Source organism: Clostridium sp. MT-14 (assembly GCF_042436595.1).
Lineage (GTDB): Bacteria > Bacillota > Clostridia > Clostridiales > Clostridiaceae > Clostridium_B > Clostridium_B aromativorans.
On record NZ_JBHMIY010000012.1, the window covers coordinates 29,851 to 48,640 of the forward strand.

Genomic DNA, 18,790 nt, shown 5'->3' on the forward strand with positions numbered 1-18,790 from the left:
AGGATAAGATATGAGATTATTACTCACTAACGATGATGGAATAGATGCTGAAGGTTTGCATATTCTAGCAAAATGTTTTGAAAAGGATAATGAAGTTATAGTTGCTGCTCCGAACATGCAGAGGAGTGGAAGCGGACATTCGATAACCACTGATAGATCTTTAACTGCAGAGGAAGTAAAAATTCCAGGGATTAACTCAAAAGCATATAGTATAAATGGAACTCCTGCAGATTGTGTGAGGGTGGGATTAAATAAAATAGAGGATAAAAAAATAGACATGGTAATCTCCGGAATAAACAATGGGTTTAATTTGGGTATAGATGTACTGTATTCCGGGACAGTTTCTGCAGCTATTGAGGCAGCTATCTGTAAGGTTCCTTCTATGGCGGTATCTTTGGATACCAAAGGCGGCAATTACGATTATAATATAGCAGCAAAGTATGCCTTGGAGGTATTTTCTACAATTAGGGGCAGATATAAAAAAGATGATGTGGTCTTGAATTTAAACGTTCCCCTCCTGCCAATAGAGAAAATAAAGGGTATAAAGGTCTGTAATATGGGATTTAAATATAAGAGGAAAGGTATGGATTCAAAGGAGTGTAATGAAACTACAGATGTGAAATATATAAATGATGGTTATGTGACTCTGACTCCACTGCATTATGACTTGACAAATTATAATATAGTGAAACAGGTTGCAGAACTGTTTTCTAAAATGTCTTAAAGAAGAGAGGAACTATGGAAAAGTTTAAAACAGCTGTGATACTGGCAGGAGGAAAGAGTTCACGAATGGGATTTGATAAACAATTTATAAAGATAAATGAAAAAAGACTGCTGGAAATCATGGTTGACAGATTGAAAAAAGAATTTGATGATATTATTATAGTTACGAATAAACCAGAACGGTATGCAGGCAGTTCATGCAGGATAGTTTGCGATGAAATAAAACAAAAAGGTCCGTTGAGTGGGATTCATATTGGACTCAAGAAGAGCAGCAGCAGGTATGTGTATTTCGTAGCTTGTGATATGCCGAATATAAACATTGATTATATAAGACATATGAAGGAAAAAATAAGGAACTTAGATGTAGATGCATGTATAACTAAAGTGGGAAATAGGCTGGAACATTTTAATGCTTTTTATTCTAGAAGTGTGATTAAAAATATAGAAAATCTCCTTTTAAAAAATTGCAGAGCTGTAGTTTGTTTAACTAGTAAAGTAAATACTTTCTATATAGAAGAGCAAGAAGCAAGAAGGTACAGCCCAGACTGGAATATGTTTCTAAACATAAATACTAAAAGGGATTTAGATAAATATATTAACTCATTAGATGATTAAAAATGCATTAGTCTATATATAATGGAGGAATAATATGATAGATTCGTATGGAAGAAACATAAATTATTTGAGGATATCTATTACAGATTTATGTAATCTCAGATGTAGGTATTGTATGCCTGAAAAAGGTATAACAAAAATACAACGTGATCAGATATTGAGGCTGGAGGAAATATATGAGCTGGCGAAAATTTTTGTGTCATTGGGAGTAAATAAGGTGAGAATAACAGGAGGAGAGCCCCTGATCAGAAAGGGCATCCTGAATTTAATTGAAAACGTAGGCAAGCTAAATGGAATTAAAGATTTTGCCATGACTACAAATGGAATACTTCTTAAAAAATATGCCGGGAATTTAAGGAGTGCAGGTCTCAACAGGGTAAATGTGAGTCTGGATACTTTAGATGAAAAAAAATACCATGATATAACTAGAGGAGGATGCCTGAAAGATGTTCTTGAGGGAATTGAAGAAGCCAGGAAAGTGGGACTTGCACCGATAAAATTAAACACGGTTTTGATCGGCGGGTTTAATGACAGTGAAATAGAAAGCTTTGTCAATCTAACAAAATATGAGAAAATAGATGTAAGATTTATTGAGCTTATGCCCATCGGACAGACAAAGGACTGGTCACTGAATAAATTTATATCCAATAAAACGGTTTTAGAGAAAGTTAAAGAATTAAAGGAGGTCACAAAGGAGGATGTTTCATCGCCGGCTAATTATTATAAATTACCCGGTGGAGAAGGGAGAGTGGGGCTCATAAGTCCTGTTTCCCATAAGTTCTGTAAAAATTGCAACAGAGTTAGATTGACAGCAGATGGTAAGGTTAAACGTTGTCTTCTTTCAAATGATGAGATAGATCTGAGATCAGCATTGAGAAATGAGGAAGACTTAAGGGAAATAATAGTTAACTTAATTAAGAACAAACCTAAAGAGCATGATCTGGAGAATGGAAAGTATATAAAGAGAAATATGACAGCTATAGGGGGGTAATGATAGAATTTATATGTTTCTGTGACAAATAGCTTTCTAGGATGATAGTTCAATAATTGATAGTGAGGTGAGTTGAGCAGTGACCAGAATGCATAATGTACCCAATATGATTTTGATTGGTTCAACTGCTAGAAATAGCGGGAAAACTACTCTTGCTAGTTTAATAATAAATAGATATAAATTAAATGGATCGGTAGTGGGTTTAAAAGTAACAACTATTCACGATAAAAATAGAAAATGTATACGTGGAGGAGAAGGCTGCGGGGCATGTTCAAGCTTAAAGGGGAATTTTCAAATAACGGAGGAATTGAATGCATCAAATAATAAGGATACATCTTTATTATTAGCTGCAGGAGCGGATAGAGTTTACTGGCTGAAGACACTGGAGGGTAATATATATGAAGGATTTGAGAACTTTATAGACCGTATACCTGAAAATGCCATTATAGTATGTGAATCAAATAGCTTGCGAACTGTTGTTAATCCCGGTGTTTTTATCATGATAAAAAATACTCGGTATTGTCAAATAAAAAAATCAGCAGGTAAAGTTATAGATCAGGCTGACATAATTATAGAAAACAATTTCAATGATGATTTTCAGGAAATAATAGAGAAAATAGGAAACATAATAAAAAATAAACCCAGTAAAGATGCGATGTTCTGATATTTCCTCGAGAATTGACATAATAAATTTATTAGTGTATAATTTATGTTAATAAATAGAATATAGTAAGGATTCTGAGATATACGCAGGCTTTAGTTTTGAACCTACATTAGAGAAACGGAAGTTCAAAATTTAGATGAGTACATGTACCCTAAGCAATTGGCTGTAGGAGGATGGAAACATCTGTGAGGACATCCACCTGTGGAAACATAGGTGTCAAAATAAAGTTAACGGTATTTTGGATGATGTAATCTATGAAATTATAAAGTTTAAGAGAGATGTTAAAATCTCTCTTTTTTATAATTTAAATTTATGAGTTTTGGATAAATTAAGAGTTTAAATGAAAATAAGCTTGACTTCAAATTCTGAATATTTTAAAATGAGAATATATTAAAAATTTGTTTATATAGAAATAAAATTATATAATAAACTTTTAATATATAAAGTTTGGGGGAATGGATATGGATAAAAAAATTTTAACAGTATGCCCCTATTGTGGTGCAGGATGTAACCTTTATTTATATGTAAGAGATAATAAAATAATTAAGGCGGAACCAGCTAATGGTAGGACGAATGATGGTTCACTGTGCCTAAAGGGATATTTTGGTTGGGACTTTTTGAATGATCCCAAGATTTTAACAGCTCGTTTAAATAAACCTATGATAAGAAAAAATAATAAGCTGGAAGAAGTGTCCTGGAAGGAAGCTATTGATTTTACGGCTTCAAAATTGTTGGACATAAAAGAAAAATATGGTCCCGATTCAATAATGGGCACAGGATGTGCCAGAGGTTCGGGAAATGAAGCAAACTATGTTATGCAAAAATTTATGAGAGCAGCAGTGGGAACCAATAATGTAGATCACTGTGCCAGAGTCTGACATGCTCCTTCTGTAGCCGGTCTGGCTCGTGTTTTAGGAAATGGTGCTATGTCAAATGGAATACATGAAATAGATGATACTGATTTACTGCTTATTTTTGGTTACAATGGGGCGTCTTCACATCCTATAGTTGCCAAAAGGATAGTTAATGCAAAGCAGAAGGGTGCAAAAGTTATAGTGGTGGATCCACGTATAACTGAATCAGGAAGAATAGCTGATCTTTGGCTGCCTATAAAGAATGGAACTAATATGGCTCTTGTAAATGGTTTTGCAAATGCACTTATAAATGAAAAATTATATGATGAAGAGTATGTTAAAGATCATACCAGCGGATTTAAAGAATACAGTGCAATAGTGGAAAAGTACACTCCTGAGTATGTAGAAAAAATCACCAATATAAATGCCAGGGATATAGTAAAAGCTATGGAAATGTATTCTAGTGCTAAAAATGCAATGATACTCTATGGAATGGGAGTTTGTCAGTTTGCACAAGCTGTAGATGTGGTCAAGGGATTGGCATCACTGGCACTTTTGACTGGAAATTTTGGAAGGGCTAATGTGGGAATAGGGCCGGTTAGAGGTCAGAACAATGTTCAGGGCGCCTGTGACATGGGAGTACTTCCCAATGTATATCCTGGGTATCAGAGTGTAACTGATGATAAAATCAAGAGTAAATTTGAAAAAGCCTGGAAGGTCAAGCTTTCAAATAAAATAGGGTGTCATTTGACAGAAGTTCCCCGCAGGACTCTTAAAGAAAATAAGTTAAAGGCGTATTATATAATGGGAGAGGATCTGGTTCAAAGTTATCCTGATTCCGAAGAGATGAGAAGGACATTGGAGAAATTGGAATTTGTCATAGTTCAGGATATTTTTATGAATAAAACCTGTCTTTATGCAGATGTGATTTTACCGGCTACTTCCTGGGGAGAGCATGAGGGTGTATTCACCTGTGCGGATAGAGGGTTTCAAAGGTTTAGAAAAGTAGTAGAACCTAAGGGAGATGTTAAGCCTGACTGGCAGATAATTTCCGAAATATCCTCTGCCATGGGGTATCCTATGCACTATGATAATACGGAGGAAATATGGGATGAACTCAGGAATCTATGTCCTAATTTTAAAGGGGTAACCTACGAAAGACTGGATAAACTGGGAGGAATTCAATGGCCATGTCCTTCAGAAGATCATCCAGGTACATCTTATCTATATGAAGGCAATAAATTCAATACGTCAACAGGCAGGGGAAATCTTTTTGCTGCGGAATGGAGGCCTCCTGTAGAATCTGTAGATGAAGAATATCCACTGGTTCTCTCCACTGTAAGGGAAGCAGGGCATTATTCTGTTAGAACCATGACCGGTAATTGTAGGGCACTTCAGCAGCTGGCAGATGAACCTGGATATGTGCAGATTAATTCTGAGGATGCAGATAGATTTAAGATAAAAGATGAACAGATTATGAGAATAAGCTCCAGAAGAGGTTCTGTTTTAGCCAGGGCGCTGGTGACAGAGAGGGTAAACAGAGGTGCAGTTTATATGACGTATCAGTGGTGGATAGGTGCGTGTAACGAGCTTACCTCTAATAATCTTGATCCTGTGTCGAAAACTCCAGAGTTAAAATATTGTGCCGTTAAAATAGAGGCTATAGAAGATCAAATAGAAGCGGAAAGATACGTAAAAGAAGAATATGATAAAATAAAGAGAAAGATGGGAGCAAAAGTACAATAGGGGGAATATATTTTGATAAAATTATGTAAAGCTTTAGATGTAGTATTAGATAATGCATCATTACTTGAAAGTGAAACGATTCCACTGAATGAAGCTTTGAACAGGGTACTGGCGGAAAATATAAATTCAAAAGATAATTTACCTCCATTTAATAAGTCATCTATGGATGGATATGCTTTAAAGAGCACTGATACTGGGGAAGGACAGTCAAAGTTTAAAATTGTTGGATCCATAAAAGCAGGAGATGTTCCTAGAACTGAGATAAAAAAGGGAGAAGCTATAAAGATAATGACAGGAGCTGCCGTACCAAAAGGTGCAGATGCAGTTATTCAGATTGAGAAAGTGAAGACCTGTAAAGATGAACTTGAAGTCTGTGGAAAAGTCTGTGAGGGAAAAAATGTATTGATGGAAGGGGAAGAAATAAAAAAAGGTGACTCTGTTTTTGAAAGGGGAACATTTTTAAGGCCTTCAGAAATAGGGATGCTGGCTTCTCTAGGATATGGCAGGGTTCAATGTTATAGAAAACCTAAAATTATAATTATAACCACTGGTGATGAACTTGTGGGTGTAGATGACAAGATAACTGAGGGAAAGGTTAGAAATTGTAATGAATATGCTCTCGTGGCTTTAAGTAAGAATTTAAATGTAAGTGTAAAATCCTATGGAATAGTTGAGGATCAAAAGGAAAAAATTCTAGGTGCAGTAAAAAATGCACTTGAAGAAGGGGATATAGTCATAACCTCAGGCGGTGTATCCGTAGGGGATTATGATTTTATAGAAGATGTTCTTCATGAAATAGGGGCGGATATAAAGTTTACATCTGTGGAAGTGAAACCTGGCAAGCCGGTTACTTTTGCCACTTTCAAAAATAAACTGTTTTTTGGACTCCCTGGAAATCCTCTATCTGTTATAAATACTTTTGAAATTTTTGCAGCACCAGCTGTAAAGAAAATGATGGGCAGAAAGGATGTAATAAATGATGAGTTTCCTGTGATTTTAGAGGATGATTTTAAGTCAAAAGGTGACAGAGATAATTATATATATGTGAACATAGAAAAAAAAGACGGAAAGTATTATGCACGTAATACTGGAATGCAGAGCTCAAATGCACTTTTTACATTGACCCGTTCAAATGGTGTGATAATTATTAAAAAGGGAATTAAGTCTGTAAGAGCTGGAGATATTTTAAATGGCAAATTCATATTTAAATAGGAAGCCCGTTGTTTCTATAATTTCAGCTGGTTCTAATTCGGGAAAAACTACGTTGATAGAAGGAGTAATAAAGAGTCTTAAAAAACGAGGATATAAAGCAGGTGTTATAAAATATGATGTGCATGAGTTTCAGATAGATCATCCGGGAAAAGACACTTATAGGTTTGCTGAAGCTGGAGCGGACAATGTTGTAATTGCTTCAGACAGTAAGGTGGCCATGATAAAAAAAACCAAAGAAAGGGAGAGCATAGAGAAACTTTTGGAGTTTTTTCGAGATGTGGATATTATAATAGTTGAAGGGTTTAAGAATAATACGTTTCCCAAGATAGAGGTTTATAGAAAGTCTGTAAATTCAACGCTGATCTATGGAAACTGCAGTGGTGATTTTACGAATTTTGCAGCTGTTGCCAGTGATGAAAATATGGAGCTGGATATACCTGTACTGGATTTGAATAACATAGAAGAAATAACGGATTTTATTGAAACAAATTTTATGGAGGGGTAAAGTATGGACAAGACATTTCAAATCAAGGTGAGCAAGTATGATGGGAAACACAGCAAAGTTGTGGATGAATTGGCCATATGTGAATATCCCCTAAATATATTTGTAAATGGAAGGCATCTAACTGTGCTTTTGTGTACACCGGAAAAACTTGAGGAATTGACTGTAGGATTTTTGATTTTTCATGGGATTATAAAATCCTATGACGAAGTTAAATCTGTAAAAATAGATGAGAAAATGGGAAGGGCAGAAGTACTTTTAAATTGTGAAGATATAGATACTTCCAACTACTTAAAACAAGTACTTCCCCATAATTTTAATGAGCAAGACAGCACTGAGTTTTTTTCACATATAATGAATTCTCTTAAAATAGGGAGAATACAAAACGAAAATGTCCATGTAAAGGGAGAAATAATCTATGATTTAATGAAAAAAAGTCTGTCTTACTCTGATGCTTTTAGAAATACCGGTGGAGTTCACTGTGCTGCTCTTTGTGATGGATACAATATAGTATCCATTTGTGAAGACATAGCCAGGCACAATGCTGTGGACAAATTATTGGGGAAAGCTTTTATGGAGGGTATTAATTTAAAGGATAAGATACTATTTGTAAGCAGCAGAGTTTCCTTTGAGATGGTGTTTAAAATTGCCAGATTTGGAGTTCCAATAGTGATATCAAAATCTGCACCTACGTATCTTTCAATAAAATTTGCTGAGGCCTTAAATGTCACCTTAGTAGGGTTTGTAAGGGAGAGGAGAATGAATGTATATACAAATCCCCAGCGAATAATATAACTGGCATAGGGACAATTTAGCGAATATTAAAATATTATTAAAGGAAGGTGAAATTTAAAATGGAGAATGTATTGAAACAAGGTTTAAAAAGCGGTGATCTATCTGCACGGGATGTAATTGAAAAATATCCTAAGGAGCAGCGGTATACCCTTGCAATACTTCAGGATATACAGAAAAAATATAAATATATACCCAGAGAAGCTCTGGAAAACCTGGCTGTATATCTGGAGACTCCTCTTAGTAGGTTATATGGTATGGCTACTTTTTATAAAGCTTTGAGTCTCACTCCAAAGGGAGAAAATATAATAACAGTATGTGATGGAACGGCCTGTCATGTTGCAGGATCCATGATTGTGATGGACGAACTTGAAAAAGCAATAGGAATTAAACCAGGGGAAACTACCAAAGACTTAAAATTTTCTATAAATACAGTCAACTGTATAGGCTGCTGTGCTATAGCACCTGTAATGATGATAAATGAAAAGTATTATGGAAATCTGACTCCAAAGTCGGTCCGTGAAATTCTCAGTGAGTATAGGGGTGGGAAATAATGGGTGATAAAAAGATTGTCAATGTGTGTTGTGGTACAGGTTGTTTAGCTAAGGGAAGTATGGAGGTATATAAAGAGCTTAAATCACAGATAGCCAAATTGAATGAAAATTCAAATATAGATGTTGTGCTTAAGGCTACGGGATGTGATGGATTATGTGAAAAAGGTCCTGTGCTTAAAATATATCCAGACGATATTGCGTATTTTAAAGTTAAAGTTGGGGATGTAGGAAATGTTGTTGAGAAAACTCTTGTCAATGGTGAGATTATAGATAAGCTGCTTTATTTTGAAACTTCCACTAAAAAAAGGCTCAGAAATCACAAGGAAAGTGAGTTTTGCAAAAGACAGAATAAAATTGCTCTTAGAAATGTGGGAGAAATAGATCCTACTAGTATTGAAGATTACGTTGAAAGAGGAGGTTATAGAGCTCTAAAGAAAGCTATCAATACCATGAAACCCGAACAGGTGCTTGAGGAGATATCAAAATCAGGACTTCGAGGAAGAGGAGGAGCGGGATTTCCCACAGGACGTAAATGGAAAACTGCCGCTGATATTGACACTACACCTAAATATGTAGTCTGTAACGGTGATGAAGGGGATCCAGGGGCTTTTATGGACAGAAGCATAATGGAAGGAGATCCAAACAGTGTAATAGAAGGTATGATTCTCTGTGCCTACGCAGTAGGGGGAACCAATGGATTTGCCTATATAAGAGATGAATATGGGCTTGCTGTAGAGAATATGCAGAAGGCCATAGATGCGGCGAGAAGAGAAAATTTGCTTGGTAAAGGTATACTTGGAAGTGATTTTTCCTTTGATATACAGATAGTAAGGGGTGGAGGAGCATTTGTATGCGGTGAGTCGACTGCTCTCATGTCGTCTATAGAGGGAAAAGTGGGTGAGCCCAGGGCCAAATATATACACACCACTGAAAAAGGCCTTTGGGGACAGCCAACTGTCTTAAATAATGTAGAAACCTGGGCAAATGTTCCTATAATAGTTGAAAAAGGTGGAGACTGGTATCATTCTATAGGTACTATGGAAAAGAGCAAGGGAACGAAGGTGTTTTCATTGGTTGGAAAAGTTAAAAATACCGGCCTTGTGGAAGTGCCTATGGGAACTACATTGAGAGAGATAATATTTGATATAGGCGGAGGAGTTTTAAATGACAGGAAGTTTAAAGCTGTCCAAATAGGGGGACCTTCTGGAGGGTGTCTGCCGGAAGAATACCTGGATCTAAAAGTTGACTATGATACTTTGGTGAAGGCAGATTCTATGATGGGTTCGGGTGGAATGATCGTAATGGATGACAGAACTTGTATGGTAGATGTAACCAGGTATTACCTGAGCTTTTTAGCAGAGGAATCCTGCGGGAAATGTGTACCCTGCAGAGAGGGAGTAAAGAGGATGCTGGAGATATTGACAGATATATGCGATGGCAAGGGCAAGGAAGGAGATATAGAGGAACTTCTTGAAATATCTTCTATGACCAGTCAGGCATCATTGTGCAGTCTCGGGAAAAGTGCACCTAACCCTGTAATAGCCTCTATTAGGTATTTCAGAGATGAATTTGAGGAACATATAAGAAATAAGAGATGTAGGGCAGGAGTTTGTAAAAAACTTACCACGTTTGGCATAGATGAAGATAAATGTGTAGGATGCGATGTCTGCAGGAAAAATTGTCCTGCTGAATGTATTACGGGAGAGGTGAAGAAAGTTCATAAAATAGATGCTGATAAATGTCTGAGATGCGGCAACTGTATTAATATGTGCAGATTTGACGCTGTCAAAGTTCTATAAGGAGGAGGCAAATATGAAGATTACGATAGATGGTAAAATATGCGAAGCTGAACCTGGAGAATTTATATTGGAAGTGGCCAGAAGAAATAATATATATATACCTACCTTATGTCACAGTGATGCACTTCCGGGACTTGCCAGTTGTAGGCTTTGTATAGTAGAGGTAATAGACAGAGGGCGTTCTAAAGTTGTAACTTCCTGTATATTTCCTATAAGTAAGGAAGTAGAGGTCGTGACTAATTCGTATAAGATAAGAAGGATGAGAAAAAATATAGTCATGCTGCTTCAGGCGAGGTGTCCTGCCAATAAAGAAGTGGCAGAACTTGCCAGGGCTTTTGAAGTTGAACAGAAAAGAGTGAAGAGGTTTAAACTGGACATGGAGGAAAATTGTATTTTATGCGGACTCTGTGCTAGAGCCTGCAAAGAACTTGGAGCCGGTGCCATATCCACAGTCAATCGAGGAATATATAAAAAAGTATCCACTCCTTATGGAGACCCCTCACCTGATTGTATAGGTTGTGCTTCCTGTGCAAATGTGTGTCCTACAAATGCAATAAAAGTGGTGGACTGGGATGGAGAGAGAAAAATATGGGGCAAGAAGTTTAAAATGGTAAAATGTGATCTGTGTGGAAAATATTTTGCAACAGAAGAACATGTAAAATATGCTTATAGCAGATTAAATATGAATCCGCCTGAAAAACTCTTATGCAGCACCTGTAAAAAGAAAATTGCCGCTAAGGATATAAAGGATATATTTGAAACGGTATAAAGTGTGGATTTGTCCTGCTAATAGCTTGTCTTTTATAATATATTTTAATTGTGAATGGTATTTTACACGTTAAGTTTTAAATGAATGAAAGGTGGGTGAAGTCAAATGAAACCAGATCTTAATTCCTTTGTAATAGTAGATCCTGATAAATGTATAGGATGTAGAGCCTGTGAAATTGCCTGTGCTGCAAAGCATAGAGAGAAAAATAATCAAGGACGTACTATTGGAACTATGAATGGTGTTGTAACTCCGAGAAGATTTCTAGTGCAGAATAAGGGAACGGTTATGCCGATACAGTGTAGGCATTGTGAGGATGCTCCCTGTGCAAATTCCTGTCCAGTAGGGGCTATAGTTGAAAAGAATGGGAGTATAATTGTAAACGGGAAAAAGTGTATAGGATGTAATACCTGTGCGTTGGTGTGCCCGGTGGGGGCGGTAAATTTACTGCCGAGAATTGAAAGCAAAATAGTTACAGGAGGAATTGGAGTTAAAATTAAAGTTGCAGCCTATAAATGTGATTTATGCAAAGAGGAAGGCGGAGAGCCAGCCTGTGTCAGAGAATGTCCTGAAGATGCTCTTAGAGTAGTGGATCCAAGGGAGAGTAAGAAGGACCGCAGTGTAAAGGCTGCATTGGAGCTGCTTGAAGTAAATGGAGATGTTTGATAGGTAGTTATTAAAATTTAGGGAAAGAAGGGAATGTTTTATATGCTCACAGGTATTCCTATTATAAATATAGATAAAGAATTGTGTACAGGTTGCAGAAGGTGTGCAGAGGTGTGTCCGGTGGATGCCATAGAGGGAGAGGAGGGTAAACCACAGTTCATAAACAAAGATAAATGCATAATGTGTGGACAATGCATTCAGATGTGCAAGGGTTATGAGTCCGTATATGATGAAGTTCCTACTCCTATGAGTAAAAGGTTATTTGACAGAGGGCTATTGGAAGATGTCAATGAACCGCTTTTTGCGGCATATAATGTAAGTCAAGTAAAAAGAATTAAGGATATATTGAAAAACAGGGACGTGTTCAAAATTGTAGAATGTGCTCCTTCAGTAAGAGTTGCTCTGGGAGAGGATTTTGGATTGCCTCTTGGATCTTTGACTCCTGGAAAGATGGCAGCCGCACTGAGAAAACTTGGATTTGATAGGGTATATGATACTAATTTTGGAGCAGATCTTACTATAATGGAAGAGGGCAGTGAACTTTTGCAGAGGATAACGGAAAGAGGTGTACTTCCTATGTTTACATCCTGTTGTCCTGCCTGGGTGAAGTATATGGAGCAGACTTATCCTGAACTCCTTCCTCATCTTTCAAGTTGTAAATCACCTCAACAGATGGCAGGAGCTATTTTTAAAACATATGGAGCAAAAGTTGACGATGTTAATCCTGCCAGGATTTATACGGTATCTGTAATGCCGTGCACCTGTAAGGAATTTGAGTGTGAAAGAGATGAGATGCAGGATAGTGGATATAGAGATGTGGATGTAGCAGTAACTACCAGAGAACTGGCATATTTGATAAAAGATGCCCATATTGACTTCAATGAGCTGCAGGAAGAAGAGTTTGATGCACCGCTTGGAGTATATACTGGAGCTGGAACTATATTTGGTTCTACAGGTGGGGTTATGGAGGCAGCACTTAGGACGGGATATGAACTCTACACTAAAAAACCTATACCTAAAATAGATCTGACTATGGTCAGAGGCGGTGAAGGATTCAGGGTAGCCCAGGTGGATTTAGGCGATTTTAAGCTGAAAGTGGCAGTTGTTTCCGGCTTAAAACATGTAAAAGAAGTGATGGAGAGTGTAAAAAATGGAAGATGTCATATCCATTTTATAGAAGTTATGACATGTCCTCAAGGATGTATAAGTGGAGGCGGCCAGCCTAAGGTAATATTTGAATCCGACAGGGAAAATGCTTATAATAAAAGAAAAGAAGGTTTGTATGTGCATGATTCAAAGCTAAAATTTAGAAAATCACATGAAAACCCTGCAATAAAGAAATTATATAAAGATTTTTTAGAGGAGCCTCTGGGTTATAGATCTCATGAATTGCTGCATACAGAATACAAGTCTAGAAAAAGGGAGAATTAAAAAAATGAAGAATTGCTTTGTAATGGCTGATCCAAATAAATGTATAGGATGCAGGACTTGCGAGGCTGCCTGTGCCATTGAACATTCGGGAGAAGATTTTTTTAATGTCAGTATTTCAAAGATAAATTTTAACCCGCGGTTGAATGTAATAAAAAATGCTAAGGTAAGTGTACCGGTACAGTGCAGACAGTGTGAGGACTCTCCGTGTTTAAGGGTATGTCCTGTAAATGCAATTAGTAATGAAGAGGGACTTGTGTTTGTGAATAAAAATATGTGTATAGGATGTAAAAGCTGTCTTATAGCTTGCCCTTACGGAGCTATAGAGTTGGTTACAGAATATGAAGAGGGAGAAAAAACACTAAAAAACAGATTTAGGGTAGTAAGTGAAGACAAAGCCGTACAGGAGGAGAAAGATAAGATAGTGGCAAATAAATGTGATCTGTGTAGGGGAAGAAAAAATGGCCCGGCCTGTATAGAAGTTTGCCCAACACAGGCTCTTCAATTGGTAACTTATGATGACAGTGGAAATATTGTAAAAAAGAAATCCGCAAATGAGTGCAGGGTTGGCTAAAAGTTTAAAGTAAAATGTTAAAGTACAGTTTTGAACTGTACTTTAACATTTTACTTAGAAATAATCTTGAGTTTTTAGGTCTTTAAGTCTAGAACTATTAAAATGTTTTTCAAACGTATATTCATTGATATTATACAGCAATTTTTATGCCAGCTGTAAAATGGCTGCAGATGAGGTAGGTTTTAAGTTTAATATCATAATGATAAAAAGCAGTATCAATATGATATTATAAAAAACATATTTATCATATTGATACTGCTTTTATTTTATTCAATCTTAAAATATGATATACTTTAAATAAATACTACACTTGAAATATTTAAAGGAGAGAATAAGACGGTGGAGAATTTCGATTTTATTCAAGAGGAAAGTAACATGTGCAGAATTGATATGGACAGTATATTAGAATACGATATATCCTCTTTTATACTTCAGGCAATTTTTGATTGCTGCTATGATGGACTCATAATTACAGATGAGAATCTTTTAATAAAAAAAGTTAATGTTACAGCTGTTAAAATATTGGGCATAAAAGAAGAAGCTATATATACAACTTACCTGAATGAAATACTGAGGGATGATGTGTTAAAATCTGTGGTGCTTACGGGAGAAAGCAAATTTTCACAGGATTGTAATTTTTATATAAATGGGAGTAGAATAAGGTGTGTTGTAAATTTGGTTCCTGTGAAATTACGGGGGAGAATAATAGGATTGGTGCTTGCCATTAGGGACACCAGGAAGCTCCATAGAATGGTAAACAATGTAGTGGGATATAAGGCATCTTTTACCTTTGATGATGTAATTACAAGAAGTGAGAATGTCAAAGCCATTATAAAGCTGGCTAAAAGAGCAGCCAAAACGAACTGCAATATACTTATAGAAGGCAAAAGCGGTACGGGAAAAGAGGTATTTGCACAATCCATTCATAACTACAGCAGTAGAAATGGGGGACCCTTTGTGGCTGTAAATTGTGCAGCCATACCCAGAGAACTGGTGGAAAGTGAATTATTTGGATATGAAAAAGGAGCCTTTACTGGAGCATCAAGAGGAGGAAATCCTGGTAAATTTGAACTGGCAGATGGAGGAACTATATTTTTGGATGAAGTGGGTGAACTTCCCCTGGATATTCAATCCAAACTCTTGAGGGTTTTGGACAATCTCAAAATAGTGAGAGTGGGGGGGAATTATGAAAAGCCTATAGATGTAAGAGTAATTGCAGCTACAAACAGAGTACTTAAGGACGAAATAGCAAATAAAAATTTTAGAGGCGATCTGTATTACAGGCTTAATGTGATGAGCATTCACCTCTTACCTCTAAAGGACAGAAAAGAAGATATAGAACTTTTAGCACAGCACTTTGTAAATAGATTGAATATCAAAAACCCCTCTGAGCCCAAGTATATAGATTCTTCCTATGTGGAAAAATTAAATCAGCATGGTTTTGAAGGGAATATAAGGGAACTCAGGAATATAGTAGAGAGATCCTATTATCTTTGTGAAGGCAATATGATAACTTCAAGATATTTTATGGAAAAAAGCACAAAAAGTGACATGAAAGCAGTTGATGATCCATCAAATAAAGTTTTACCTCTGGAAATTGTAGAGGAGAAGTGCATTAGAAATGCCCTTAAGTATTGCAGCGGTAATGCCATGAAGGCATCTGAATTATTGAAGATAGGTAAAGCTACTATATATAGAAAGATAAATAAGTACGGTATAGATTTGAATTCATACAATAAAAAATGATCTTACAAAATAAATTTTCCTGGAGTTCAGGTGAAGAAAACATTCTTTAGGGTAAACTCCACCTGAATTCAGGAATCACTGGATAATTATCTTGCTATTTTTTTCCTGGCTTCTAAGGGAATTTTGTATTCGCAGGGCATTGACAGCTGGCATTTCTGACATAAAAAATTGGTACAGGATATATTTCCCTTATTGTATCTGCCAATAACGTGATGCGGGCAGATTTGGATGCAGCTTCCGCAGGAATTGCAGTAATCGTAAACTCCACTATAAGCCCTTTTGGTGGCTTTATAAGGTATACTTACAATTATACTTCCAAGCCTTCCTGCACAACCGCGTTTAGTTATGAGAGTTTTATTCAAACTGAGAGTTCCCAGTCCGGATATAAATGCTATATGTTTTTCTGACCAATTGCTTTTATAGTTTTTCACTGTAAATCTTGGACTTATTGAGGGAATGACCGAAATTCCTCCCATTTCTCCTATGTTTTTGGATATAAATTTACAGAGCGTATTGACAAAGGACATATTTTCGATTTTTTCATAAGTCCACTTTAGTGAAGAAACAGAGTTTTTGTTTTTAAATAAGTTTCTAATAGCAGATGAAAAAGGCAGAAAATAGGATATAACTGATTTTGCTTCAGGCATCCACTCTTTAGGGGTTAAGTGTCTGGGATCTACCACTGTACTGTCCTTTAATTTTAAAAATAATGGATCCCGGGCTTGAGCGACTCCTATTAATGGCGCATCAAAAATTCTTATATTATTTAATTCTGAAATTCTGTTATAGGGTGAAGTTAAAGTGAATTCATTTATCTGTTTTACCATATTCTCAATTTTGTATACATGTGATGCTTTTTCCTCTACATCATCTAAATTCATATAAGTTGAATTGACGTGTATGCTTTTTTTGAAGGTTCTATATTTATTGGGAGACAGTCCTTCATATTTGGTAAAAACTTTGCTAAAGTATGCCGGATCTATATATCCTACACTAAGAGCTATATTTCTTATACTCTTGTCTGTAGTAGTTAAAAGGCGTTTTGATTCTTTCAGACGGATTTTGGATAGATAATCTATAAAATTTATACCTGTATTGTATTTAAAATATCTGCTAAAATACTGAGGACTTAGATGTACTTCTTCAGCAGCAGATTCCAAACTTATATTTTTATTAAAATTCTTATTTATAAAATCTATGGCAGTATGAATTATATTTTTATCAGAATCAATTTTATTGTTGTTTAGAGTTGTAAAGTTCTTATCTCTTTTTTTAAGTAAAAATAATATTTTATTTATGGAATCCTTTACTTCTGAAGGTTTTGCCGGCTTTAAAATATAATCTTTTACTCCAAGCTTTATGGCATTTTGGGCAAAGTTGAAGTCATCATAAGCAGTCAGTATAATAGTTTTTACGTTTGGAAGAAACTTAGATATTTCCTCTTGGGCTTCAAGTCCATTTTTTTCAGGCATTTTTATGTCCATTATAATTATGTGAGGGTTATATTTTTTGGCAAATAGTATAGCTTCACTTCCAGTCTTAGCATCTTCAACAATATCTAGATTTTTGAAGGATTTTCTTAATACAAGTCTCATAGCTTGACGCTCTAATGTTTCGTCATCCGCAATTAGCAATCTATACATTGATATAATCACCTCCGCTAAATTTTAATGTACTAGTGGAATTTTAATATAAACTGTTGTTCCCACATTAGGTGAGCTTTTAATGTCAATTCCGTATTGTGCTCCAAAATAGTATTTTATTCTATCCTGAACTATTTGGATCCCTATACTGATATTTGAATCATCTCTACTTGAAGAATTCATTTTATCTTTCAGAGATCTTAATTTTGCAGCTTCTATTCCCACCCCATTATCTTGAATTTTGAAAATTACATAGTTTCCCGCTACAGTTTCTGAATCTATATAAACTTTTCCAAATTCTTTTTTGGGTTCTATACCGTGTATGACGGCATTTTCTACTATGGGCTGCAGGGTCATGGCGGGAATTTTACAATTCAACACATTGTCCGAGATATTTATTTTATAACTTAATTTATCTTTAAATCTTACAGATTGGATGTACAGATATTTTTTTATATTGTCTATTTCAATAGATATATTTACCATCTTATCAGAATTTCTTAAACTATATCTCAATATATCAGACAGTGCATATATGAGTTCTACAGTGTTGTTAGAACTTTCTAAGAGTGACATGCTGGCCATGGTATTCAATGTGTTAAATAGAAAGTGAGGGTTGATTTGAGATTGAATGGATTTTATTTGAATATCCCTGGCTAATTGCTGAAACTTCATTTTTTCCTTGGTTTCCTGTAACAGCTTAGAATGAGTGATGTTGGCAACTCCCATTTTGGCAATGAGATTTGCAAACATATACATAAAATCAGCTGAATTTTTTATCTTTTCGTAAGCTACTATATTTATTTCTTTCAGAGCAGTTTCTAACTTATCCAATGGCAGATACAATTCTTTAGAAATCTTTTTTAAGTTAATTGAATTTCTTGTATCATTTTCCTTTATGGATACTTGTCCACAAAGCATTGATCCAATGTGAACATTATTCACAATTATAGGGGAAGAGAAATCTGTAAGTCCCGTATGGCAGCGATAGATAATGGGCTTTTTTAATTTAGAAGATTTTATTCCTCCCATGGCATCGCAATTTATGCATCTCCTGTAGCCTTCCTTTGAGGTTCGGATGAGGTTGCAAAATTTTGAAAAATTACTGGGCTTAATAAGGGGAACGCCATTTCTATTTACAGTTATGGTAGATAGATTTGTCAATTTAGAATACTTGTCTTGTATGTCCTGCAGAGAACCTACATCTATAAGTTTATCCAATGTATAGTGCTCTAAATCATCCATATAAACACCTCATAATGTAAAACAGATTTTTTATAAATAAATTCAATATATAAATTCATATTATCATATCTTTAGACAATTGAAAATATTCAAATCATACAGAAGCTGTATTTATATATAATTATAACCTGAAATATAAATTTATCAAATCCAAATGTAAAAAAAGTACATAAATAGATATAAAAAGTGCAAATTAAATTAGTTAATATATGTATTAAATTAATCAATAATTTGCAAAATAAGTATGCGAAAGTAATGTAAAATTAATTT

The 18,790-nt window shown here is 35.5% G+C and carries 17 protein-coding genes and 1 other RNA gene; 16 read left to right on the forward strand and 2 right to left on the reverse strand.

What is annotated here, in order from left to right; all coding sequences use genetic code 11:
- Window positions 1–10 precede the first annotated feature (10 nt).
- The 16 genes from surE (at window position 11) to ACFHWD_RS10280 (ending at window position 15,632) form a co-directional block, all read left to right on the forward strand.
- Window positions 11–724 (forward strand): 5'/3'-nucleotidase SurE, encoded by a 714-nt coding sequence (gene surE / locus ACFHWD_RS10205; RefSeq protein WP_378061733.1) that lies wholly within the window; start codon window positions 11–13, stop codon window positions 722–724.
- A 14-nt stretch (window positions 725–738) separates the two neighbouring features.
- Window positions 739–1,338, forward strand: a complete 600-nt coding sequence (locus ACFHWD_RS10210; protein ID WP_378061735.1) for a molybdenum cofactor guanylyltransferase — start codon at window positions 739–741, stop codon at window positions 1,336–1,338.
- A gap of 34 nt (window positions 1,339–1,372) precedes the next feature.
- Window positions 1,373–2,329 (forward strand): GTP 3',8-cyclase MoaA, encoded by a 957-nt coding sequence (gene moaA, locus ACFHWD_RS10215; RefSeq protein ID WP_150355930.1) that lies wholly within the window; start codon window positions 1,373–1,375, stop codon window positions 2,327–2,329.
- 88 nt (window positions 2,330–2,417) lie between these two features.
- A complete protein-coding gene (locus tag ACFHWD_RS10220; RefSeq protein ID WP_378061780.1) occupies window positions 2,418–2,993 on the forward strand; it encodes a hypothetical protein in 576 nt (191 codons plus the stop codon).
- Window positions 2,994–3,061: 68 nt separating this feature from the next.
- Window positions 3,062–3,242: non-coding RNA, 6S RNA (ssrS, locus tag ACFHWD_RS10225), on the forward strand.
- A gap of 212 nt (window positions 3,243–3,454) precedes the next feature.
- Window positions 3,455–5,593 carry a formate dehydrogenase subunit alpha gene (fdhF, locus tag ACFHWD_RS10230; RefSeq protein WP_378061737.1) on the forward strand — a complete coding sequence of 713 codons (2,139 nt, stop codon included), beginning with the start codon at window positions 3,455–3,457 and terminating at the stop codon, window positions 5,591–5,593.
- 12 nt (window positions 5,594–5,605) lie between these two features.
- Window positions 5,606–6,805 carry a gephyrin-like molybdotransferase Glp gene (glp, locus tag ACFHWD_RS10235; RefSeq protein ID WP_378061739.1) on the forward strand — a complete coding sequence of 400 codons (1,200 nt, stop codon included), beginning with the start codon at window positions 5,606–5,608 and terminating at the stop codon, window positions 6,803–6,805.
- Window positions 6,783–7,310, forward strand: coding sequence for a molybdopterin-guanine dinucleotide biosynthesis protein B (gene mobB / locus ACFHWD_RS10240; protein ID WP_378061741.1), 528 nt, complete (start codon window positions 6,783–6,785; stop codon window positions 7,308–7,310). The genes glp and mobB overlap by 23 nt, the downstream gene beginning before the upstream one ends.
- 3 nt (window positions 7,311–7,313) lie before the next feature.
- Entirely contained in the window at window positions 7,314–8,102 is a 789-nt protein-coding gene (fdhD, locus tag ACFHWD_RS10245) for a formate dehydrogenase accessory sulfurtransferase FdhD (protein WP_150355926.1), read from the forward strand.
- Between the two features lie 59 nt (window positions 8,103–8,161).
- A complete protein-coding gene (nuoE, locus tag ACFHWD_RS10250; RefSeq protein WP_150355925.1) occupies window positions 8,162–8,653 on the forward strand; it encodes an NADH-quinone oxidoreductase subunit NuoE in 492 nt (163 codons plus the stop codon).
- Complete coding sequence (locus ACFHWD_RS10255; protein WP_150355924.1) at window positions 8,653–10,452, forward strand: NADH-quinone oxidoreductase subunit NuoF; 1,800 nt, start codon at window positions 8,653–8,655, stop codon at window positions 10,450–10,452. The genes nuoE and ACFHWD_RS10255 overlap by 1 nt, the downstream gene beginning before the upstream one ends.
- A gap of 13 nt (window positions 10,453–10,465) precedes the next feature.
- The gene (locus tag ACFHWD_RS10260; RefSeq protein ID WP_378061743.1) at window positions 10,466–11,221 is read left to right on the forward strand and encodes a 4Fe-4S dicluster domain-containing protein; all 756 of its coding nucleotides are present in this window, start codon (window positions 10,466–10,468) and stop codon (window positions 11,219–11,221) included.
- A gap of 105 nt (window positions 11,222–11,326) precedes the next feature.
- Window positions 11,327–11,884 (forward strand): 4Fe-4S dicluster domain-containing protein, encoded by a 558-nt coding sequence (locus ACFHWD_RS10265; RefSeq protein ID WP_150355922.1) that lies wholly within the window; start codon window positions 11,327–11,329, stop codon window positions 11,882–11,884.
- Window positions 11,885–11,917: 33 nt separating this feature from the next.
- Window positions 11,918–13,315: a [FeFe] hydrogenase, group A gene (locus ACFHWD_RS10270; protein ID WP_236035098.1), complete on the forward strand. Its 1,398-nt coding sequence runs from the start codon at window positions 11,918–11,920 to the stop codon at window positions 13,313–13,315.
- Between the two features lie 4 nt (window positions 13,316–13,319).
- Window positions 13,320–13,886 (forward strand): 4Fe-4S dicluster domain-containing protein, encoded by a 567-nt coding sequence (locus tag ACFHWD_RS10275; protein WP_150355921.1) that lies wholly within the window; start codon window positions 13,320–13,322, stop codon window positions 13,884–13,886.
- A 339-nt stretch (window positions 13,887–14,225) separates the two neighbouring features.
- Window positions 14,226–15,632, forward strand: coding sequence for a sigma-54-dependent Fis family transcriptional regulator (locus ACFHWD_RS10280; protein WP_150355920.1), 1,407 nt, complete (start codon window positions 14,226–14,228; stop codon window positions 15,630–15,632).
- 86 nt (window positions 15,633–15,718) lie between these two features.
- Here the strand turns inward: ACFHWD_RS10280 and ACFHWD_RS10285 are convergent, their stop codons facing one another.
- Window positions 15,719–17,275, reverse strand: coding sequence for a response regulator (locus tag ACFHWD_RS10285; protein WP_150355919.1), 1,557 nt, complete (start codon window positions 17,273–17,275; stop codon window positions 15,719–15,721).
- Window positions 17,276–17,299: 24 nt separating this feature from the next.
- Complete coding sequence (locus ACFHWD_RS10290) at window positions 17,300–18,520, reverse strand: PocR ligand-binding domain-containing protein (RefSeq protein WP_378061746.1); 1,221 nt, start codon at window positions 18,518–18,520, stop codon at window positions 17,300–17,302.
- Window positions 18,521–18,790 lie beyond the last annotated feature (270 nt).